This window comes from Eubacteriaceae bacterium ES3, assembly GCA_030586155.1.
Classification (GTDB): domain Bacteria; phylum Bacillota; class Clostridia; order Eubacteriales; family Eubacteriaceae; genus Acetobacterium.
In genome coordinates, this window is sequence record CP130741.1 from 1,018,572 (window position 1) to 1,040,060 (window position 21,489).

The following is a 21,489-nucleotide window of genomic DNA, read 5'->3' on the forward strand; positions in this document are numbered from 1 at the left end:
GGCTTGGCAATGGTGTTTTCTACCAAAAAGAGTAATAAATTTGAATTTATCTGGAGATTTGAAAAAGTCGTTGAGAAATTAAATTTTAGGGTATATTAATTATAGCAGCTATTTAATTTTAATAGGTAATTGCGAAATGAAAACAAAAATGAAAAAAATGAGAAAGTAGAGCATGAAGAGAGCTGATTAAAAAAGTATGACAAAAAAAGCAGGAAGCGTTGCAAAAAAAAGGCGCAAAAATAAAAGCCTGAGAAAAGCCTGAAAAAAACTTTATTTTAGCAGTTAGGCAATCAGTTTTTTAAGACTGCGGATGTATTGAAGCTGATGAATGTTGTCAGCAAGAATGACAGTAATCAGCTGGGTAATGCCAGCCAGGAGCAGATCCGCGCGAAGCGTCCGAGCATTTCTTGTTTTGCGACCGGCAACACAGAAAGAATCTTTGAAATGATTGAGTGACTGTTCAACAACACCGCGAATTTTATAGATTTGCTGCCACTCGTCAGTACCCCGAAGCGTACCTGGGTAAGCTCTAAGGTTTTTTTCAGGGTAAACATAGAACATCCGGCCACAGGAAGAAGGTGTGCAGGGTTTTTCGCAGAAACACTGACGTTTGGATTTACCGGATTGCTGCCTGACCCATCGGGTTTTGGGACAGGTAAATTTAAAGCGGACGAGACCATTTTTACGCCTGGTTTTACCTTCCGGTTTCATGGGAAGTGAAGGGTTGTCCGGACAACAGGGGATACCATGCTCATTAACCGGGCAATCGGAATAAGAAAGGGAGCCCCGCGAATTGAGGGGAATGAAGGCTTTTTCAAACTTTAAATCAGTCAGCAGCGAGTGATAAATGACTGAGCTGTCAAAAGCGGCATCACCAATAAAAAGTTTGGGAACAATCAGCGGATGCTTTTTAAAAAAGTCGGAAAGAACAGGAATAAGTGCTTTGGTATCATGGAGCGACTTGTCCTCGTCGGGAGAATCAGACTTTTTCTCAACAGCAATATCAGGATGATCAACCAGAAAGTTGGCATCATAAAAAGAGATATCCCGGACAATGCCAAGGCCGTTGGTGATCATGCCGAATTTATAGACATAACAGAAATGACCGTTGATATAAAGCTGTTTAATAGAAGAATTGGCTTTAGCGTGGGTGGGCATGGCGCCATAGGCGGCCTTGTAGGGATCATAGGAATCATCCAGCTGATGGGTTTTCTTGAAAGCTTTGAGCTGTTTGATGATTTTATTGGCAAATTTGGGATTATTTTCAGTAACATAGGCTTCAATTCCCGAAGTATCAAAGATGGTCATCATGGCCTTATGAGCATCGATCTTTTGGCAGATTGGTTCAGTTACATCAACAAGTTGATGAAAAAACGATTGTAAGTCCGGAAGATAATCTTGCTTGAAGCGAGTCAGCTGGGATGCGTGGGGAACTCTGCTGAAACCGCAGAAATCCCTTAATTCGCTGGAAAACTTGAGAAAAGTGATCAGCAGGGTGTCAGTGGGAATGGAAAAAATTCGCTGCAGAATGAATGCCCAAAGAATGGAACAAAGCTCAAAATCACGGTGTCGCCCATTACAAGCATAGTAATGACTGTAAAAAGAATGTGGAACCAGAGCATGAAGGTCAAGTTTTTCTTCCAGCAGTGAAAGAAAGTGATGTTTGTCCTGTTCAAAAAAATGAGTGCAATCAGCATAAATTTCAGCAAACGAAAGCTGTTTTTGTGGTAAAATATCCATATATAACTCCTTTCAGGATGATGGATTGTTGTGGTTGTAACTCAATTTTATCATAATCTGGTGAGGAGTTATATTTTTTTATGTTAAAAATATCCCGCTATTATGCGGGTTATGGCATTTCGCAAATGCCTATTTAATTTTAATAGGTAATTGCGAAATGAAAACAAAAATGAAAAAAATGAGAAAGTAGAGCATGAAGAGAGCTGATTAAAAAAGTATGACAAAAAAAGCAGGAAGCGTTGCAAAAAAAAGGCGCAAAAATAAAAGCCTGAGAAAAGCCTGAAAAAAACTTTATTTTAGCAGTTAGGCAATCAGTTTTTTAAGACTGCGGATGTATTGAAGCTGATGAATGTTGTCAGCAAGAATGACAGTAATCAGCTGGGTAATGCCAGCCAGGAGCAGATCCGCGCGAAGCGTCCGAGCATTTCTTGTTTTGCGACCGGCAACACAGAAAGAATCTTTGAAATGATTGAGTGACTGTTCAACAACACCGCGAATTTTATAGATTTGCTGCCACTCGTCAGTACCCCGAAGCGTACCTGGGTAAGCTCTAAGGTTTTTTTCAGGGTAAACATAGAACATCCGGCCACAGGAAGAAGGTGTGCAGGGTTTTTCGCAGAAACACTGACGTTTGGATTTACCGGATTGCTGCCTGACCCATCGGGTTTTGGGACAGGTAAATTTAAAGCGGACGAGACCATTTTTACGCCTGGTTTTACCTTCCGGTTTCATGGGAAGTGAAGGGTTGTCCGGACAACAGGGGATACCATGCTCATTAACCGGGCAATCGGAATAAGAAAGGGAGCCCCGCGAATTGAGGGGAATGAAGGCTTTTTCAAACTTTAAATCAGTCAGCAGCGAGTGATAAATGACTGAGCTGTCAAAAGCGGCATCACCAATAAAAAGTTTGGGAACAATCAGCGGATGCTTTTTAAAAAAGTCGGAAAGAACAGGAATAAGTGCTTTGGTATCATGGAGCGACTTGTCCTCGTCGGGAGAATCAGACTTTTTCTCAACAGCAATATCAGGATGATCAACCAGAAAGTTGGCATCATAAAAAGAGATATCCCGGACAATGCCAAGGCCGTTGGTGATCATGCCGAATTTATAGACATAACAGAAATGACCGTTGATATAAAGCTGTTTAATAGAAGAATTGGCTTTAGCGTGGGTGGGCATGGCGCCATAGGCGGCCTTGTAGGGATCATAGGAATCATTCAGCTGATGGGTTTTCTTGAAAGCTTTGAGCTGTTTGATGATTTTATTGGCAAATTTGGGATTATTTTCAGTAACATAGGCTTCAATTCCCGAAGTATCAAAGATGGTCATCATGGCCTTATGAGCATCGATCTTTTGGCAGATTGGTTCAGTTACATCAACAAGTTGATGAAAAAACGATTGTAAGTCCGGAAGATAATCTTGCTTGAAGCGAGTCAGCTGGGATGCGTGGGGAACTCTGCTGAAACCGCAGAAATCCCTTAATTCGCTGGAAAACTTGAGAAAAGTGATCAGCAGGGTGTCAGTGGGAATGGAAAAAATTCGCTGCAGAATGAATGCCCAAAGAATGGAACAAAGCTCAAAATCACGGTGTCGCCCATTACAAGCATAGTAATGACTGTAAAAAGAATGTGGAACCAGAGCATGAAGGTCAAGTTTTTCTTCCAGCAGTGAAAGAAAGTGATGTTTGTCCTGTTCAAAAAAATGAGTGCAATCAGCATAAATTTCAGCAAACGAAAGCTGTTTTTGTGGTAAAATATCCATATATAACTCCTTTCAGGATGATGGATTGTTGTGGTTGTAACTCAATTTTATCATAATCTGGTGAGGAGTTATATTTTTTTATGTTAAAAATATCCCGCTATTATGCGGGTTATGGCATTTCGCAAATGCCTATTTAATTTTAATAGGTAATTGCGAAATGAAAACAAAAATGAAAAAAATGAGAAAGTAGAGCATGAAGAGAGCTGATTAAAAAAGTATGACAAAAAAAGCAGGAAGCGTTGCAAAAAAAAGGCGCAAAAATAAAAGCCTGAGAAAAGCCTGAAAAAAACTTTATTTTAGCAGTTAGGCAATCAGTTTTTTAAGACTGCGGATGTATTGAAGCTGATGAATGTTGTCAGCAAGAATGACAGTAATCAGCTGGGTAATGCCAGCCAGGAGCAGATCCGCGCGAAGCGTCCGAGCATTTCTTGTTTTGCGACCGGCAACACAGAAAGAATCTTTGAAATGATTGAGTGACTGTTCAACAACACCGCGAATTTTATAGATTTGCTGCCACTCGTCAGTACCCCGAAGCGTACCTGGGTAAGCTCTAAGGTTTTTTTCAGGGTAAACATAGAACATCCGGCCACAGGAAGAAGGTGTGCAGGGTTTTTCGCAGAAACACTGACGTTTGGATTTACCGGATTGCTGCCTGACCCATCGGGTTTTGGGACAGGTAAATTTAAAGCGGACGAGACCATTTTTACGCCTGGTTTTACCTTCCGGTTTCATGGGAAGTGAAGGGTTGTCCGGACAACAGGGGATACCATGCTCATTAACCGGGCAATCGGAATAAGAAAGGGAGCCCCGCGAATTGAGGGGAATGAAGGCTTTTTCAAACTTTAAATCAGTCAGCAGCGAGTGATAAATGACTGAGCTGTCAAAAGCGGCATCACCAATAAAAAGTTTGGGAACAATCAGCGGATGCTTTTTAAAAAAGTCGGAAAGAACAGGAATAAGTGCTTTGGTATCATGGAGCGACTTGTCCTCGTCGGGAGAATCAGACTTTTTCTCAACAGCAATATCAGGATGATCAACCAGAAAGTTGGCATCATAAAAAGAGATATCCCGGACAATGCCAAGGCCGTTGGTGATCATGCCGAATTTATAGACATAACAGAAATGACCGTTGATATAAAGCTGTTTAATAGAAGAATTGGCTTTAGCGTGGGTGGGCATGGCGCCATAGGCGGCCTTGTAGGGATCATAGGAATCATTCAGCTGATGGGTTTTCTTGAAAGCTTTGAGCTGTTTGATGATTTTATTGGCAAATTTGGGATTATTTTCAGTAACATAGGCTTCAATTCCCGAAGTATCAAAGATGGTCATCATGGCCTTATGAGCATCGATCTTTTGGCAGATTGGTTCAGTTACATCAACAAGTTGATGAAAAAACGATTGTAAGTCCGGAAGATAATCTTGCTTGAAGCGAGTCAGCTGGGATGCGTGGGGAACTCTGCTGAAACCGCAGAAATCCCTTAATTCGCTGGAAAACTTGAGAAAAGTGATCAGCAGGGTGTCAGTGGGAATGGAAAAAATTCGCTGCAGAATGAATGCCCAAAGAATGGAACAAAGCTCAAAATCACGGTGTCGCCCATTACAAGCATAGTAATGACTGTAAAAAGAATGTGGAACCAGAGCATGAAGGTCAAGTTTTTCTTCCAGCAGTGAAAGAAAGTGATGTTTGTCCTGTTCAAAAAAATGAGTGCAATCAGCATAAATTTCAGCAAACGAAAGCTGTTTTTGTGGTAAAATATCCATATATAACTCCTTTCAGGATGATGGATTGTTGTGGTTGTAACTCAATTTTATCATAATCTGGTGAGGAGTTATATTTTTTTATGTTAAAAATATCCCGCTATTATGCGGGTTATGGCATTTCGCAAATGCCTATTTAATTTTAAAACATGGAGGTAGGATGATGTTTAAACGAATGATGATTGCTTCAGAAATGTCTGTGGATTCTTTTGAAATATTTGATCGGGTTAATGATCTGAAAATGCTGGGTACGGAAGATTGTATCCTTCTTCAATGTGTCAATGCTTCGGAAACCAATATTCAAGTTGCGTCTTATATGCAAAAGATCACGGAAGAAAATACCGAGAAACAAAAAGAGATTCTTATCGATCAGGGTTATCAGGTTGAAACACAAATACTTACCGGAAGCCCGAAAAAAGAAATTAATCGGCTTTCTGTTGATGAAAAAATAAATCTGATTGTAGCCGGTGCAGCCAAGCATACGATTATCGGGGAGTCTTTATTTGGGGGCGTGGCCTATGAACTGATGTATCATGCCATCAGGCCTCTGTTGCTCGTGCGTACGAGTGGGGACAGCGAAAAAGTCAATCCGAAACTATTCGACCATGTTCTTTATGCGACTGACTTTTCTGAAAATGCACGCACGGCCTATGCTTATATAAAAGAAATGGTCAGGAGTGGGATTAAAAAAATTACTCTGGTCCATGTGCTGGATAAGGATGTGATTAATCCATATCTTTTGGATCAGGCAGAAAATTTTAAAAAAATTGACCAGGAACGGTTGATGGAGATTAAAGAAGAACTTGAGACTTTGGGTGAGGTTGATATTTCTGTGGAGCTGCCATTAGGTTCGCCGACTGGTGAGCTGTTAAGGCTAATTGATGAAAAAGATATTTCGCTGGCTGTTATGGGAAGTCAGGGAAGAGGCTTTCTGGAACAGGTTTTTCTTGGCAGCGTGAGTCACAATATTGCCAGACACGCAAATGCTTCAGTACTATTGATTCCGGCTGCAAGAAACATTTTTTAGAGAAAAAAGGAAAATTACATTTGTAAGAGAGTTGGATATTAAAAAGGCGATCCCATAAATCATACAAGGTATATAGGGATCGCTTTTTGATGAGATTTAGTATTTATCATTATCTGAGTCTGTGCGAGAAATATTTAGTTTATCCGAAAATGATTTGGCCAGACTGGACTGATTAATGGATTTGGTATTTTTGCAGGAAATGTTTTTTAGTTCAAAAACATCGACCATTGATTTAAGGATATCAGCCTGATTGGAAAGTTCCTCACTGGCAACCGCACTTTCCTCTGCGGTTTCAGAGTTAGATTGAACCACTCTTGAAACCTGCTCTATCCCCTGTGTAATCCGCATAATTTCGTCGGCCTGATGATTGGAGTCAGCCGCAATGTTTCCCACCAGTTCGGTGACTTTTTCGATTTGGGCTAGAATAACACTTAAGCTTTCTGCAGTCTCATCAGCAATCTTTGTACCCACAGAGACTTTTTCAATAGAACCTTCAATTAGCGAGCTTGTTTGTTTAGCAGCTTCAGCACTGCGGGCAGCAAGGGCTCTGACTTCTTCGGCAACAACGGCAAAACCTTTACCATGGCTGCCGGCCCGGGCGGCTTCAACGGCGGCGTTTAAGGCCAGGATATTTGTTTGGAAGGCAATATCATCGATTACTTTAATGATCTTTGAAATGTTTTGGGAAGAATCATCGATATCAGACATAGCTGTAACCATACCTTCCATTTGACGATTTCCGGTTTGAGCATTCTTTTGAACCTCTGTTGCACGTTTGTTGGCTTCGGAAGCATTGTCGGCATTGCGTCTGCTTTCTGATAAAATTTCTTCAATAGAGGCACTCAGTTCCTGAATTGAGGCAGATTGTTCACTGGCTCCCTGAGACAGCTGCTGGCTGCCATCTGAGATTTGATGGGCACCTGACTCCACCTGTGAAGCTGATTTTTCAATTTCTGTCATTGTCTTAGTGAGATCATCGGTGATTTTGCTTAAAGCTGTTTTTATATAGGCAAAGTCCCCCAGGTAATCATTACTGATATCTACGTTAAAATTACCATTGCCGATGGCTGTCAGCTGGCTGGTGATCTCCTCCACATAGGTTTTCAGGAAGGCGATGGTATGGTTAAGATCATTCTTAATCTGATTATGATCACCTAAGTACTGGCCTGTTATAGATACGGATAAATCTCCCAGTGAAAGGTGAGCAAGAACGGTGGAAGCTTCTAGAATCGGAGCCAGGGTCGCATCGAGGGTTTGATTAAAACCTTCGATGATCAGCTTGTATTCGCCGTTTAAATTTTCTGAATTGCCGCGATTAGTCAGATTTCCGTCAATGGCAAGTTTAGTCATTCTACGGGTCTCATCGATAAGAATCTGTACATTTTCAAGCATCCTGATCATTGCCGGAATCATTTCATCATTTTCGCTGCGGCGACCAATTTCTTTGAGTTGCTCCAGGTCACGAAGGTCACCATCTGCCAGATTGGTTGATAAATCGACGATGCTTTTCAGCTGCTGATGGACAATATTGATTGAGCTGGCAATTTCCGCATATATGCCGCAACAGCTGGAATTGACGGTTTGAGACAGATCGTTCTGACTCATCAGGCCCAGGACCCGATTTCCTTCTTCAAGTGCGGATAATCCATCGATGCAGGCATTGATGCTTTCTTTAAAAGCATTAAAATCACCTGGGTAATCAGCAGTAATTTTTGGCGGAATTTCGCCTTTGCCTATTCGACTTGTATAGTCTATGGCAGTAAAAAGCGGATCAATTACTGAGTCGAGAGTGTTATTAAATCCAGTCAGAACTTCCTGGTAAGCACCATTAAACTGGCTGGTATCTGAGCGCAGAGAAAGTTCCCCGATAACGGCAGATTGCGATAAACTGTTGACTTCATTAATCAGGCCGCGAATGGATAAAGTCGTTTCTTTTAGAGCCGGCAGGATTTCATCTTCATCATATATAACTTCAATATCTGTGCTGACATCTCCATCTGATATTTTTTTCAGCGTTGCGATAACGGTATTCTGCAGATCATCAGCGAATTCGTCCATAGCTTTGGCCATATCACCGATTTCGTCCTTGCGGTCAAATCGAAGTCTTCTGGATAACGAACCCCGTCTCATAGTTTTGATCATTTCACTGGTTTTTTGCAGCGGCCTGCAAATTAGATTGCGAAGAATAAAGGCAAATACCAAAGCGATAATAATTCCGGCGACAGTAATAATATTGAGTAAAATAAAGGTCTGTTGACCGTTTGTGACATTTTGAGAAGCTTGCGCTGAACCTTCAAGAAGCGCCTGGTCCATAAGCTGGTTGATTGCGTCTTCCTGATTTTTCATACTGATGTTCAGAGAGCCGTTTTCCTCGATCATGGGAATAGCCTGAGCATCGTTATTTTCAGTGATCAGAGGCAGAATTTTATTCATTTCTGCTTTGTGAAGTTCACGTGCCGCCAGGAATTGCTCATATAAGTCTTGCATGGCTGGAGAAAGATCGGTGTTTAAAAAATCTTCCTGAAGAGAGTTGATTTTTAGACTTTCATCTGCGATGGTATTATAGAGTGAATCGATAATATCGGGATCATCTTCAAGGAGCATCTGAGCGGTTGTAAACTGAACCTTTTCAAAGGCTGTTGAGATTTGACCAATACTGGCGATTTGAATGGTGGTGTTGTTATACATGGATTCACTTGCATGGGAAAGGTTCATGGAACTCACAACCCCAAAAAAACCGACAATCGCTGCCACTAGAGCAACTATCAGAAAACTTAACAAGAGTTTGGTTCTTATCTTCAAATCAGAGATCCATCTGGACATAATGCCTCCTTGCGATGCCTTTAATTAGGATTAATTCACCTTTAAAGCCATTATAATTGTGAGCTTTTAAAAAGTCAAATATTAATAAAATTCAAAACGGACAATATAACATATTTATTCAAAAAAAACAAATATAATTTATTAAAATATGTAATAAATTAAGTTGCTAAAATTTATATCTCAAAAAGTCTTTTAAATAAATCATTTCATGGTAAAATATATTTTTAAGAGAATTAATAGTTATAAATTATAGGGAATTGGGTTTAGGTTATTTTGATATAATTTATGAAGAATACACAAAAAGTGAGGACGAAAAAATGCTTAAATTGGAGAATATTTCTTTTGAAGTAGATAATGAAAAAGAGATACTTAAGAATGTCAACCTGACTATTGAAAAGGGCAAATTTATTGCGATTACCGGCCCCAATGGCGGCGGAAAATCGACTTTAGCCAGAATTATTTCCGGCGTTTTAAAACCCACAAAAGGGACGATTACATTTAATGGCGAGGATATTACAGATCTGGATATAACTGCGCGAGCTAATAAAGGGATCAGTTTTGGTTTTCAACAGCCGGTTCGTTTTAAAGGTATCACAGTATTCGATTTACTTAAAATTGCTGCAGATCGCGAACTTGATGCTCACGAAGCCAGTCATTTTCTGTCGGATGTAGGTCTTTGTGCCAAGGACTATATTTTTAGAGAATTAAACGACGGCTTATCTGGAGGTGAAATCAAGCGTATTGAAATTGCCACTATTATCGCCCGAAATACCAGCTTTTCTATTTTTGATGAACCGGAAGCGGGCATAGATTTGTGGAGCTTTAATCATTTAATTGATATATTTATGAAGATGCATCAGGAGCAGGACAAGTCGATTGTGATTATCTCACACCAGGAGCGAATTCTTGATGTTGCAGATGAGATTATTGCCATGGTTGACGGAGCGATTGTGCGTCGGGGAGCTAAAGAGGCGGTATTACCTGAGCTGCTGCACTGTGAAGATCCCCAAAACTGCCTGAATTGTCAGGATATTCTGGAGGCATAGACATGAATGAACTTGCAAAAAAATTATTAAAAGAAGTAACTGGTCTGGAAGAAATGCCTAAAGGGGCTTACAGTATAAGAGAAAACAGCAAAAGTCTGGCTAAGCAGTCCAGCGAAAATATAGATATTGTCAGTAAAAAAGATAATTCAGGAATTGACATTATCGTCAAACCCAATACGAAATCGGAAAATGTCTTTATCCCTGCGCTGGTTACCTGTGGTGGTGTCAGTGATCTTGTTTATAATGACTTTTATATTGGTGAAAATGCGGATGTGACAATTATCGCTGGTTGCGGAGTAGGAACAGGTGATTCCTGTGATGGTTCTGAGCATAACGGCATTCACCGATTTTTTCTGGCGAAAAATTCAAAAGTGCGTTATGTGGAAAAACACATCGGTGAAGGAGAAGGAACCGGAAAACGGGTAATTGACCCAGTCTCTGAAATTCTTCAGGAAGAAGGTTCGTATATGGAAATGGAGACTACACAGATAAAGGGAATCGATTCTACCAGACGTGTGACTAGAGCGAAACTTAAAGATAATGCGAAACTTGTGATTAAAGAAAAACTCATGACCCATGGTGATCAGTTTGCCGAGTCCAGTTTTGAGGTGGATATGGATGGCGTAGACTCCAGTGTAAATTTGATTTCCCGATCAGTAGCCAGAGAAAAATCGCGACAAACCTTTATCTCAAAAATAAACGGGAATACCAAATGTATGGGACATTCTGAATGCGATGCGATTATTATGGACCAAGGAGTTGTCAGTGCTATTCCTGAGATAACCGCCAATCATTTGGATGCTACATTGATTCATGAGGCGGCAATTGGTAAAATAGCTGGTGATCAGATGATTAAATTGATGACTTTAGGCCTTACAGAGTCTGAGGCTGAAGCAAAAATTATCGACGGATTTTTAAATTGATGGTTAAAAAGGGTATTAATCCCTTTAAATAGTGTCATATCGTGTTCACCTGAAATTAGTTCTTTCTTTTAAAGGAATTAAGTCGCAGAAGGAGATGGTAATTTAATGAAAATCAAACAATTATTACTGCCCATCGACGGTAGTGAGAGAAGCCTTAAATCTATAGAGCTGGTAAAAACCCTTTACCAGCCGGGAACAGTCAAGATTGATCTGATTATGGTCAGCGAAGATATGGATGAAATTATATCTGAAGAAAAGTTTGAAGCGGCAGAGGAAGAGGCCATGCCGATTCTTCTAAAAGCTGCTGATGAGCTTAAAGGATATGATGTGAACTGTGAATTGTTGACTGGAAAAGCCGGCGAAGAAATCCTTAATTATGCGGAAGAACATTATACTGATATTATTTTTATGACCAAGTCAACCCGTCATGGCTGGCTCAGAATGATCGGTTCGGTCTCTACTTATGTGGTGAAATATGCTAAATGTATCGTTGTAATTGTACCGGAAATATAAAATAAGAGCTGCCACAAACTGGTTTATCAGTTTGCGGCAGCTCTTTTTAAATTATGTTGCTTTTGCGGTTTTGACGAATCTGGTGAATCAGTTTAGCGGTAGAAGAAACGATGATAATTCCCATCGATAGAGCTGCGGATACGGCAATGGTATAAAGTCCGGTTTCAACACCTGCTGCGATGTCACCATTTAAGAAATTGAGCATTGTATAATAGACACTACCGCCTGGGACCAGGGGGATTAGCGAAACGACAAGATAAATAGTAGTGGGAGAAGCTGTCAGGCGGGCCATAATTTCGGAATAAAGAGCAATCGATAGGGTTGCGAGGAAACAATTAAAAACGTCACCATCAAAAAAAAGTTGACCCAGCTGAAAACTGAATTGGGCGATAAAACCGCCAAATGCTGCATAGAATAATTTATTCCGACGGATATTCATGATTATCGCAAAAGCCAGAGAGCCCCCGAATGCATAAAGACAAGTTAGAAGATTCATTAAATAACCCCCAGTACAGATTGAAAAAGGCTTAGCGGCAAAGCCACACCGGTAGCGATGGCAGCACCGATTAGAAGGGCTTCAATCCCTTTGGTGATGCCGGCCAAATAATCACCGGCAATGACATCCCGCAATGATTGTGTGATTGCAAGACCCGGAACCAGCGGCATGATCGAACCAATGATGATCGTATTAAAGCTCTCGGCAATACCCAGCAGCGTTACGGTAACAGAAAGCGTTGAAATCATCATCCCGGCAATAATCGTGATAAAAAAACGATTGGTTTCAAACTTTGCCATATAGTGGGTTTGCAGGTTAATAAGGACACCGATGCAAAAGGCAATCAGACTGTTTTTAATGCTGCCGCCAAAGAAAAGAGCGAACATTAAAGCCGCAAAACCAGTGGATATAACCTGGAGACAAAAAGGATATTCAGGGATTAACCGAATAGCCTCGATTTCAGCGATGATTTCCCCGTAGTCGAGAGTTTCCCGGGACAGTCGTCGGGATAAATCGTTAATCTCATCAACAATGGTCAGATCGATACTGCGTTTATGTATACGTCGGGTTCTGGTAATTGTTCTGCCACCATCCTTACGGATATAGATGATGATGGTGGTGGGGATTACAAAAATTTCGGCTTCTTTAGCTCCTAGAGATAAACAGACACGGGAGATCGATTCTTCAACCCGGTAGGTTTCAGCACCACTGGATAATAGCAATGTGCCCATTTCAATCGCTATGTGGCTGATTTCTGAGAGTGTCATCGTTTTGCTGAAAGAATTGCGTCAAGTATTTTATGAGCAACATCATGCTTGGACATCAATGGCAGTTCTGTTGTCTCGTTTGCTGTAATAAGGGTCACGCGATTTGTGGAGGTATTAAAACCAGCTCCGCTTTCTTTCAGATTATTGGCAACCATCATATTAACGTTTTTATTCTCCAGTTTCAATACGGTGTTTTCAACCATATTCTGGGTTTCCATGGAAAAGCCGCACAGAAACTGATCACTGCGCTTTTTCTGGCCTAAGGTTTTTAATATATCGATGGTGGGAACCAGGGAAATATCTGTTTTGGCCTGATTTTTTTTAATCTTATGCTCAGAAACATCAGCAGGTTTAAAGTCTGCAACTGCGGCTGCTTTGATGGTAATATCGGTTTCTTCAAAATGTTCCATAACAGCCGAAAGCATTTCACTGGCTGAAAAAACTGGAATGAAGTGAACAAAGTCTGGAGGCGTCAATGCCGTTTTGCCACTGACCAGAGTGACATTAGCGCCTCTTAACATGGCAGCCCGGGCGATAGCATAACCCATTTTACCACTGGAATGATTAGTAATGTATCGAACCGGATCGATGGCCTCACAGGTTGGTCCGGCGGTAACTAATATGTTCTGACCAGCCAGGTCTTTGGGATATGCAATTTCCCTGATAATATGTTCTATCAAAAGACTTTCATCAGGTAGTTTACCGGCACCTACATCTTTGCAGGCGAGTATTCCGGTTGCCGGATTGATTATTTTATACTTATGAGCAGCCAGCTTCTCCAGATTTTCCTGGACAAAAGGATTATCATACATTGCGGTATTCATTGCCGGTGCTATCAGTTTTGGACAGCGGCAGGCCATGATTGTGGTCGTTAGCATATCATCGGCAATTCCACCGGCTATTTTACCAATGACATTGGCTGATGCCGGGGCAACCATAAAAAGATCTGCTCGTTTAGCCAGGGCTACATGAGCAACGTCATATCTTACGTTTCGATCGAATGTGTCGACAATGCATTTTTGGGAGGTTAAAGTTTCAAATACCAGGGGTGATATAAATTCCTGGGCATTTTGGGTCATGATAACCTGGACATTGCATCCCATTTTAACAAGCTGACTTGCCACGTTTGCCATTTTGTAGGCGGCGATAGAGCCGGTAATCCCCAGCACAACGGTTTTATTTTTAAGTAGTGATTTCATTTTTCCCTCGATTAGTCGGTTTTAATCTATTATAGCAAAGGGAGGTGAGTGGGTAAATAGATCTTTGCCTTGAAGTTTTAGGAATTAATGTTATAATAATACTGCATTGTATCCGACTTGATTGGAACGATAGCAGGAGGTAAAGAAATGAAAAACTCAAAGACCAGTGATCTGGTCAAACTGTCCTTTTTTGTGGCGATTATCGTCTTGATGGCAGTAACCCCGTTTTTGGGTTACATCCCGCTGGGATTCACCAGAGCAACAATTATTCATGTTCCGGTTATTATCGGAAGCATTATGATGGGACCGGTTTACGGAGCCATCATGGGCTTTGTTTTCGGATTGACCAGTTTTTTGAACAACACATTTAACCCGACTGTTACTTCTTTTGTCTTTACGCCATTTTATTCATTGGGAACCTATTCCGGAAATTTCTGGAGTCTTGTAATAGTTTTTGTTCCCCGAATTTTAGTCGGTATTGTTCCTCATTATGTATATAAAGGAATAAAAAAGATTAAGGATAATGATATTCTTGCCCTTGGTGTAGCAGGTGTAGCGGGTTCATTAACCAACACGCTGCTGGTAATGAACATGATTTATCTGTTTTTTGGTGAAAGCTACGCTTCAGTCCGGGAAACTGATTTTTCAGGCCTATATGCGGTTATTCTATCGGTTATTGCGATTAATGGGGTTCCAGAAGCGATCGTTGCTGGGATTCTAACTGTTGCAGTTTGTAAAGCTTTGTTGAAGATCACTCAGAAGCCGGCATTGTTATAGCTGATATAAAAATAGAGAATTAATTAAGAGTAAAAAAACTCCAGTTTTTTATAAGCTGGAGTTTTTCATTTCTCTTTTTTAACGTAAGGATGAGAAAAGCAGGCGATAATTTATAGTGAATTATTCTTGTATAATAATAAGACTGATGGTAAGATTAATTTATTCTTTTTAGGAATTACATAAGGCAATGTGGAGGGGTTTATGTTTATCGCCAGACAGCCAATTTTTGATGCGAAATTAAATGTTTTTGGTTACGAGCTTTTATTCAGACAGGGCGATCAATCAGCAGGTTTTGACGGTGTCACTTCGCAAGGAGCCAGCGCATCAGTGTTATTGGGATTATATGAGATTGGACTGGATCAAATCGTTGAAAATAAACTGGCTTTTATTAATTTTGACGAGCAGTTTATCCATTCAGAAGCACTGGAACTGATCAGTTCAGACCGTATGGTCGTCGAAATGCTGGAGGACGTTGAAGTTGATGAACTGTTGTTGGAGCGGCTTAAAAGGGTAAAAGAAAAAGGCTACCAAATCGCGCTGGATGATTTTGATGAGGACCTGGAAACCTATCCGCTAATGCCTTTTGCTGACATTATAAAATTTGATTTGATGGCAACACCTCTAGAGACAATTTGTGAGGCTGTTTTAAAAGCCAGGGGGCTCGGTAAAAAACTTCTCGCTGAAAAAGTGGAAACCCAGGAGGTTTATCTCGAGGCAAAAAAAATGGGATTTGAGCTCTTTCAGGGGTATTTTTTCAGTAAACCGCTGATTGCCGCACAATCCTGCAACAAAGCACCAACAAAACTGCAGTATTTTCGGTTAATATCGGAACTTCATCAAAAGGATCCATCCTATGAGAAACTGGCAGAGCAGATTCAGCTTGATGTTCTGCTCAGTTACCGAATTTTAAGAATGGTAAGTGCCCGAACCGGGAAAAATCAGTTACAATCGATTAAAAATGCCTTAACTTTTATGGGGTTAGATGAAATTGAACGCTGGCTCAGTACGATGATGCTTCAGGATCTGGCAACGGACAAACCTCATGAATTAATCAGATTGTCAATAGTTAGAAGCCGATTTGCTCAGGATTTATCAAGGCTTCTGGAAATGCCTTCTTCTTGCCAGCATCACGCCTCTTTAATGGGGCTGTTCAGCAGCCTGGATGGGATTCTTGATCAGTCATTAGAAGAGGCGCTTTCTGATATGGTAATCCCGGAGGTTATTAAAGACGCTTTAATTATGAAGCGGGGAGCGCTATTTGGAGTTTATAACTTAATGTTATATTATGAAAAAGGAGACTGGCTGGAAGTGGAAAGAATGGTGGAGTTATTATCTATCGACGAAGAATACCTGAATCAGGCTTATCAGTCGGCGATCCACTGGGCCAGTGATGTACTTTTAATGATTAGCTGAAGATGTGATTGGATAGATTGAAAATGGTTAAACTACAGGATTACATGAAGCTGGCTATAGAAATGGCAAAAAAAGGTTTTGAACAAGGCGAAGTACCTATTGGAGCGGTTTTTGTCTGGGACGGGAAAGTAATTGCAAAAGCGCACAATTTAACAGAAAGCCTAAATGATCCTACTGCTCATGCCGAGATGATTGTTATTCGTGAAGCAGCTAAAAAATTGGGAACCTGGCGTCTCAAGAGAGGCAAGCTCTTTGTAACCGCAGAACCCTGCTATATGTGCACTGGGGCTATCATACAGGCTAGAATTCCGGTTCTGGTGTTTGGCATTAATGAGTGGAAAACCGGTGGTGTTGAATCAACTTTTAAAATTTCCAGGCATCCGAATTTCAACAAAGGGATGCAAATATATGGTGGAATTCTTGATGAAGACTGCAAAGCATTAATGCAGACATTCTTCAAAAATCGGCGATTAGATTCACAATAAAAACAAGGGTTAAAAAGAGGATTTTTGGAAACCGATATCAAAAAATAAGGCATTGACAAAGGGCTTATTAATCGATATAATGACTCAAATAAAAAAATTAACAGCGATGACCAAGAGAAAGATACCGGTAATTGATTTTCAGAGAGTTGGAAGATGGTGTGAATCCAATAAACAATGGTATGTAATACTCACTTGCGAGCTGCTGACCTGAAAGGATCTGTCAGATGTGATTAGGGAAAGCCGTACCTTTTAGGTGTCAACGTTAAACGACTATGGTTAAGGCAGTCTTCTGTTTGACCTGAAGAGAGAATAACTGTGAGGTTATTTTGCATTAGAGTGGTACCGTGGATATTATCCGCCTCTGTTTTTTTATAGAGGTGGATTTTTTTGTTTTCAATATTTCTTATAAGATGTTTATTTAGCATATAAAAAGGATCCTGGTTTATCCGGCGATAATTTTATATAAATTAAGGTTTAGATTTCAAGGAGGAAATTAACGAATGGGAAAATTATTTTATGATGCAGATTGTAATCAAAGCTTACTGGAAGGAAAAACAGTAGCAATCATCGGTTACGGCAGCCAGGGGCATGCACATGCTCAGAATTTAAAAGATTCAGGTGTGAATGTAATTGTTGGTCTATATGAAGGCAGCAAATCCTGGGCAAAAGCTGAAGAAGCCGGCTTAAAAGTTATGACGGCAGCAGATGCATCAAAAGCGGCTGATGTCATTATGATTCTTTTACCAGATGAAGTTCAGTCTAAAATTTATCAAGAAAGCATTTTACCTAATCTGTCAGCAGGCAATTACCTGGTATTTGCACACGGATTTAATATCCACTACGGACAGATTCAACCACCAGCTGATGTCAATGTCTTCATGATTGCTCCAAAAGGACCTGGTCATACAGTAAGAAGTCAATATCAGGAAGGTAAAGGTGTTCCTTGTCTGATCGCAGTTTATCAGGATCCTTCAGGAAATACCCATGATATGGGTCTGGCTTATGCTTCTGGAATTGGTGGAGGACGTGCCGGTATTCTTGAAACAACCTTTAAAGAAGAAACCGAAACGGATTTATTCGGTGAGCAGGCAGTACTATGCGGTGGGGTAACAGCTCTAATGAAAGCTGGATTTGAAACCCTTGTAGAAGCAGGCTATCAACCAGAAAGTGCATATTTTGAATGTGTTCACGAAATGAAATTGATCATCGACCTGGTTGTTCAGGGAGGACTAAGCTACATGCGTTACTCTATCAGTGATACTGCAGAGTATGGTGATTATATCACTGGCAGCAAAATTATTACCGATGAAACTAAACAAGCTATGAAAGGTGTACTTTCTGATATTCAGGATGGCACATTTGCCAGAAACTGGATTCTTGAAAATCAGGCAAACCGTCCTTACTTTAACGCAACCAGACGAATGGAAAAAGAAACACAGGTTGAAAAAGTGGGTGCTGAGCTTCGTACTATGATGTCCTGGATCAAGAAATAATTTAACCGGTTTTAAGAGCAGATCGCTTCTGCTCTTTTTTATAACCATCTAACAATAAAGTGGATGAGCTAAATTCAGTTTCAATTGAGACAAAAAATAACAGGAGGAGATAAAAATGAGCAGAATCGTTAAAATTTTTGATACCACCCTTCGGGATGGTGAACAGTCACCAGGATGCAGCATGAATTTAAAAGAAAAATTGGAGATGGCCAAACAGCTCGAAAGACTCAATATTGACGTTATTGAAGCCGGATTCGCCATTGCCTCTCCTGGTGATTTTGAATCAGTCCAGTTGGTGGCTAAAGAGATAAAAAATGCAACCGTGGCCAGTCTGGCCAGAAGTACGGAGAAAGACATTTCCACGGCTTATGAAGCAATAAAAAATGCTGTTAATCCGCGAATTCATTTTTTTATTGCAACCTCTGATTTACATATGGAGTATAAATTAAAAATGAAGCCGGAAGCAGTTCTTGAAAAAGCAATTGCAATGGCCAAGTTTGCCAGAAATCTATGTGGTGAGGTAGAGTTTTCAGCTGAAGATGCTTCCCGCTCCAGACCGGAGTTTTTATACCAGGTGCTTGAAGCCGTTATCAATGAAGGGGTTTCAGTGGTAAACGTTCCCGATACAGTTGGCTATGCGACACCGGATGAATACTTTAAATTTATTGAAGGTATCAGAAATAATGTTCCCAATATCGATAAAGCGGTGATTTCTGCCCATGTTCATGATGATCTGGGACTGGCTGTCGCCAATTCACTGGCAGCTATCCAGGCAGGTGCCGGACAGGTTGAATGTACGGTTAACGGGATCGGAGAACGAGCCGGCAATGCGGCACTCGAAGAAATCGTAATGGCTTTAAAAACCAGAAATGATATTTATCAGGCAGATACAAATATCGATACGACTCAGATTTATCGTTCCAGCCGTCTATTAACGAAGTTAACAGGAGTAAAAGTTCAACCCAATAAAGCGATTGTTGGAGAAAATGCCTTTGCTCACGAATCGGGAATTCATCAGCATGGGGTTCTGGCTAACAAGCAGACCTATGAAATCATGACCCCAGAATCTATTGGATTGAAAGAGAATAAGATGGTTCTGGGAAAACATTCAGGAAAACATGCTTTTGTTGATAAACTGTCCTCTTTGGGTTATTCATTTTCCGCTGAAGAGATTGTTGACTTATTTGAGCAGTTTAAAATGCTGGCTGATAAAAAGAAAGATATCTCTGATAAGGACATCTTAGCCCTGGTTGAACAGAAGCAACTGGCTATCCCTGAAGTTTATAGCCTGGATCGCTTTGTGATCTCTACCGGAAATACCATTTCTACGGCAGCAACCGTACGTCTTAGTAAAAATGGCGATCTGATTGAAGGGGTTTCTCTGGGAGATGGTCCGATCAGTGCCGGATTTAAAGCAGTAAGCGAACTGGTTGGTACTAAATTGACTCTGATTGATTACGGTGTGGAAGCCGTTACGGATGGAACGGATGCCCAGGGTGAAGCCCAGGTTAAGATTTCCGATGGTAATCAGGTTTATCATGGCCGGGGTTTAAGTACAGATATTATTGATGCCAGTTTAAAAGCTTATATTGATGCAGTCAATCAAATGATATATATTAATGAAACCCAGATAAATTCTGAGAAAGTGTAAAGGAGGCAGTTAGATGAGCGAAAAGATACTTGTTTTTGATTCAACTCTCCGTGACGGAGCTCAGGCTGAAGGGATTTCTTTCTCGGTTGAAGATAAAATTAGAGTTATGGAGACACTTGATCGCATGGGTGTTGATTATATAGAAGCAGGGAATCCCGGTTCAAATCCCAAGGATATCGAGTTTTTTAATCGGATTAAAGATGCCAGGTTAAATCATGCTAAGCTGGTGGCTTTTGGCAGTACCAGACGTGGCGGAATCCATGTGGAAGATGATGCTAATCTTGCTGCAATCCTCGATACAAAAACGCCTGCAGTGGCAATTTTCGGGAAAAGCTGGACCTTCCACATTACTGATATCATAAAAACAACATTAGATGAAAATCTTAAAATGATTCAGGATACGATGGCTTATTTAAAAGCGCATGGGAAAGATGTAACCTTTGATGCGGAACACTTTTTCGATGGTTACAAGGCTGATAAAAATTATGCTATTGAAGCGCTTATTGCCGCCCAGGAAGGCGGCGCCGATTGTCTGGCACTATGTGACACTAACGGTGGAACACTGCCTTCAGAGATTTATGAAATCGTAACAGATGTTAAAAGCAAACTGTCGATCCCATTAGGAATCCATTGCCATAATGACAGCGGACTGGCAGTTGCCAACTCACTTATGGCAGTAGAAGCCGGAGTCCGTCAGGTGCAGGGAACATTCCTGGGATATGGTGAACGATCTGGAAATGCAAATCTCTCTTCAATTATTCCTAACTTGCAGCTCAAAATGGGTTATGATTGCTTGTCGGAAGAGGAAATGGAAAAACTGACGACCTCAGCGATTCGGATTGCCGAGATTTCTAATTTCACATTAAGTAATCAAATGCCTTTTGTAGGAAAATCAGCTTTTGCCCACAAAGGTGGAATGCATATTGATGCGGTTATGAAAAATCCTGCCTCATTTGAGCATGTGCCACCGGAATCAGTTGGTAATGAACGGCGGATTTTGATGTCGGAAGTTTCCGGCCGCTCGACTATTATTCAGCTGATTAAGGAAGTGGATCCGACTCTGACCAAAAAATCGGACGAAACAACCCAGGTGATGGATCGAATCAAGGAACTGGAATACCAGGGCTATCAGTTTGAAGGTGCGGAAAGCAGTGTCAAACTATTAATCAGAAAAGAACTGGGTAAGCATAAACCCTATTTTGTTCTTGAAGATTTTAAAACAATTGGTGAAAAGCCGCATTCCAATGAGGGCTTGTGTTCATCAGCGGTGGTAAAAATTAATGTGGATGGCCAGTCAGAAATCAATGCAGCCGAAGGCGACGGACCGGTTAATGCCCTGGATAAGGCTTTGAGAAAGGCTCTGGAAGTATTCTATCCGAGCATTAAAAATGTTCGCCTGACTGACTTTAAAGTCCGTGTCATTGATTCAAAATCGGCGACCGCAGCAAAAGTGCGTGTCTTGATTGAAAGTTCAGACGGCCAGGATATCTGGACCAGTGTGGGTGTTTCAACCGACGTCATTGAGGCCAGTCTGATTGCTCTGATTGATTCCATCGAGTATAAACTGCTTAGCGACGAGGAACAAAACAAGCTTGGTTAGTCCAGGCAGTCAGAAAG

At 40.8% G+C, this 21,489-nt stretch carries 17 protein-coding genes; 10 read left to right on the forward strand and 7 right to left on the reverse strand.

What is annotated here, in order from left to right:
- Nucleotides 1-282: 282 nt before the first annotated feature.
- From Q5O24_04655 to Q5O24_04665, 3 genes are all read right to left on the reverse strand, one after another.
- A complete protein-coding gene (locus tag Q5O24_04655) occupies nucleotides 283-1,734 on the reverse strand; it encodes a transposase (protein WKY49208.1) in 1,452 nt (483 codons plus the stop codon).
- A gap of 309 nt (nucleotides 1,735-2,043) precedes the next feature.
- The gene (locus tag Q5O24_04660; protein ID WKY49209.1) at nucleotides 2,044-3,495 is read right to left on the reverse strand and encodes a transposase; all 1,452 of its coding nucleotides are present in this window, start codon (nucleotides 3,493-3,495) and stop codon (nucleotides 2,044-2,046) included.
- A 309-nt stretch (nucleotides 3,496-3,804) separates the two neighbouring features.
- The gene (locus Q5O24_04665) at nucleotides 3,805-5,256 is read right to left on the reverse strand and encodes a transposase (protein WKY49210.1); all 1,452 of its coding nucleotides are present in this window, start codon (nucleotides 5,254-5,256) and stop codon (nucleotides 3,805-3,807) included.
- 163 nt (nucleotides 5,257-5,419) lie between these two features.
- On the opposite strand from Q5O24_04665, the gene Q5O24_04670 reads away from it, so the two are divergent.
- A complete protein-coding gene (locus tag Q5O24_04670; GenBank protein ID WKY48613.1) occupies nucleotides 5,420-6,286 on the forward strand; it encodes a universal stress protein in 867 nt (288 codons plus the stop codon).
- A 96-nt stretch (nucleotides 6,287-6,382) separates the two neighbouring features.
- On the opposite strand, the gene Q5O24_04675 is transcribed toward Q5O24_04670, so the two are convergent.
- Nucleotides 6,383-9,109: a methyl-accepting chemotaxis protein gene (locus tag Q5O24_04675; GenBank protein WKY48614.1), complete on the reverse strand. Its 2,727-nt coding sequence runs from the start codon at nucleotides 9,107-9,109 to the stop codon at nucleotides 6,383-6,385.
- A 317-nt stretch (nucleotides 9,110-9,426) separates the two neighbouring features.
- Between Q5O24_04675 and Q5O24_04680 the strand changes: the two genes are divergently transcribed.
- From Q5O24_04680 to Q5O24_04690, 3 genes are all read left to right on the forward strand, one after another.
- Complete coding sequence (locus Q5O24_04680) at nucleotides 9,427-10,155, forward strand: ATP-binding cassette domain-containing protein (protein ID WKY48615.1); 729 nt, start codon at nucleotides 9,427-9,429, stop codon at nucleotides 10,153-10,155.
- Nucleotides 10,156-10,157: 2 nt separating this feature from the next.
- On the forward strand, nucleotides 10,158-11,078 hold the full coding sequence (locus tag Q5O24_04685) for a SufD family Fe-S cluster assembly protein (GenBank protein WKY48616.1): 921 nt from the start codon (nucleotides 10,158-10,160) through the stop codon (nucleotides 11,076-11,078).
- Nucleotides 11,079-11,183: 105 nt separating this feature from the next.
- Complete coding sequence (locus Q5O24_04690) at nucleotides 11,184-11,591, forward strand: universal stress protein (GenBank protein WKY48617.1); 408 nt, start codon at nucleotides 11,184-11,186, stop codon at nucleotides 11,589-11,591.
- Nucleotides 11,592-11,637: 46 nt separating this feature from the next.
- On the opposite strand, the gene Q5O24_04695 is transcribed toward Q5O24_04690, so the two are convergent.
- The 3 genes from Q5O24_04695 to coaBC are packed head-to-tail and all read right to left on the reverse strand — an operon-like array spanning nucleotide 11,638 to nucleotide 14,053.
- On the reverse strand, nucleotides 11,638-12,087 hold the full coding sequence (locus tag Q5O24_04695; GenBank protein ID WKY48618.1) for a threonine/serine exporter family protein: 450 nt from the start codon (nucleotides 12,085-12,087) through the stop codon (nucleotides 11,638-11,640).
- Entirely contained in the window at nucleotides 12,087-12,854 is a 768-nt protein-coding gene (locus Q5O24_04700) for a threonine/serine exporter family protein (protein WKY48619.1), read from the reverse strand. Before Q5O24_04700 ends, Q5O24_04695 begins: the two co-directional genes overlap by 1 nt.
- Nucleotides 12,851-14,053 (reverse strand): bifunctional phosphopantothenoylcysteine decarboxylase/phosphopantothenate--cysteine ligase CoaBC, encoded by a 1,203-nt coding sequence (gene coaBC, locus Q5O24_04705; GenBank protein ID WKY48620.1) that lies wholly within the window; start codon nucleotides 14,051-14,053, stop codon nucleotides 12,851-12,853. The genes Q5O24_04700 and coaBC overlap by 4 nt, the downstream gene beginning before the upstream one ends.
- Nucleotides 14,054-14,200: 147 nt before the next feature.
- Here coaBC and Q5O24_04710 point away from each other — a divergent pair, with 147 nt between their 5' ends.
- From Q5O24_04710 to cimA, 6 genes are all read left to right on the forward strand, one after another.
- Nucleotides 14,201-14,830 (forward strand): ECF transporter S component, encoded by a 630-nt coding sequence (locus tag Q5O24_04710; GenBank protein ID WKY48621.1) that lies wholly within the window; start codon nucleotides 14,201-14,203, stop codon nucleotides 14,828-14,830.
- Nucleotides 14,831-15,031: 201 nt separating this feature from the next.
- A complete protein-coding gene (locus Q5O24_04715; protein ID WKY48622.1) occupies nucleotides 15,032-16,243 on the forward strand; it encodes an EAL domain-containing protein in 1,212 nt (403 codons plus the stop codon).
- 23 nt (nucleotides 16,244-16,266) lie between these two features.
- Nucleotides 16,267-16,728: a tRNA adenosine(34) deaminase TadA gene (gene tadA / locus Q5O24_04720; protein WKY48623.1), complete on the forward strand. Its 462-nt coding sequence runs from the start codon at nucleotides 16,267-16,269 to the stop codon at nucleotides 16,726-16,728.
- Between the two features lie 500 nt (nucleotides 16,729-17,228).
- Nucleotides 17,229-18,221 carry a ketol-acid reductoisomerase gene (gene ilvC, locus Q5O24_04725; protein WKY48624.1) on the forward strand — a complete coding sequence of 331 codons (993 nt, stop codon included), beginning with the start codon at nucleotides 17,229-17,231 and terminating at the stop codon, nucleotides 18,219-18,221.
- 115 nt (nucleotides 18,222-18,336) lie between these two features.
- Nucleotides 18,337-19,872, forward strand: a complete 1,536-nt coding sequence (locus tag Q5O24_04730; protein WKY48625.1) for a 2-isopropylmalate synthase — start codon at nucleotides 18,337-18,339, stop codon at nucleotides 19,870-19,872.
- A 13-nt stretch (nucleotides 19,873-19,885) separates the two neighbouring features.
- A complete protein-coding gene (gene cimA, locus Q5O24_04735) occupies nucleotides 19,886-21,472 on the forward strand; it encodes a citramalate synthase (protein WKY48626.1) in 1,587 nt (528 codons plus the stop codon).
- Nucleotides 21,473-21,489 lie beyond the last annotated feature (17 nt).

Bases quoted from the DNA above. Each gene is read 5' to 3' on its own strand.
- Q5O24_04670 (WKY48613.1), top strand. From the start codon at position 5,420: ATGATGTTTAAACGAATGATGATTGCTTCAGAAATGTCTGTGGATTCT.
- Q5O24_04675 (WKY48614.1), bottom strand. From the start codon at position 9,109: ATGTCCAGATGGATCTCTGATTTGAAGATAAGAACCAAACTCTTGTTA.
- Q5O24_04680 (WKY48615.1), top strand. From the start codon at position 9,427: ATGCTTAAATTGGAGAATATTTCTTTTGAAGTAGATAATGAAAAAGAG.
- Q5O24_04685 (WKY48616.1), top strand. From the start codon at position 10,158: ATGAATGAACTTGCAAAAAAATTATTAAAAGAAGTAACTGGTCTGGAA.
- Q5O24_04690 (WKY48617.1), top strand. From the start codon at position 11,184: ATGAAAATCAAACAATTATTACTGCCCATCGACGGTAGTGAGAGAAGC.
- Q5O24_04695 (WKY48618.1), bottom strand. From the start codon at position 12,087: ATGAATCTTCTAACTTGTCTTTATGCATTCGGGGGCTCTCTGGCTTTT.
- Q5O24_04700 (WKY48619.1), bottom strand. From the start codon at position 12,854: ATGACACTCTCAGAAATCAGCCACATAGCGATTGAAATGGGCACATTG.
- coaBC (WKY48620.1), bottom strand. From the start codon at position 14,053: ATGAAATCACTACTTAAAAATAAAACCGTTGTGCTGGGGATTACCGGC.
- Q5O24_04710 (WKY48621.1), top strand. From the start codon at position 14,201: ATGAAAAACTCAAAGACCAGTGATCTGGTCAAACTGTCCTTTTTTGTG.
- Q5O24_04715 (WKY48622.1), top strand. From the start codon at position 15,032: ATGTTTATCGCCAGACAGCCAATTTTTGATGCGAAATTAAATGTTTTT.
- tadA (WKY48623.1), top strand. From the start codon at position 16,267: ATGGTTAAACTACAGGATTACATGAAGCTGGCTATAGAAATGGCAAAA.
- ilvC (WKY48624.1), top strand. From the start codon at position 17,229: ATGGGAAAATTATTTTATGATGCAGATTGTAATCAAAGCTTACTGGAA.
- Q5O24_04730 (WKY48625.1), top strand. From the start codon at position 18,337: ATGAGCAGAATCGTTAAAATTTTTGATACCACCCTTCGGGATGGTGAA.
- cimA (WKY48626.1), top strand. From the start codon at position 19,886: ATGAGCGAAAAGATACTTGTTTTTGATTCAACTCTCCGTGACGGAGCT.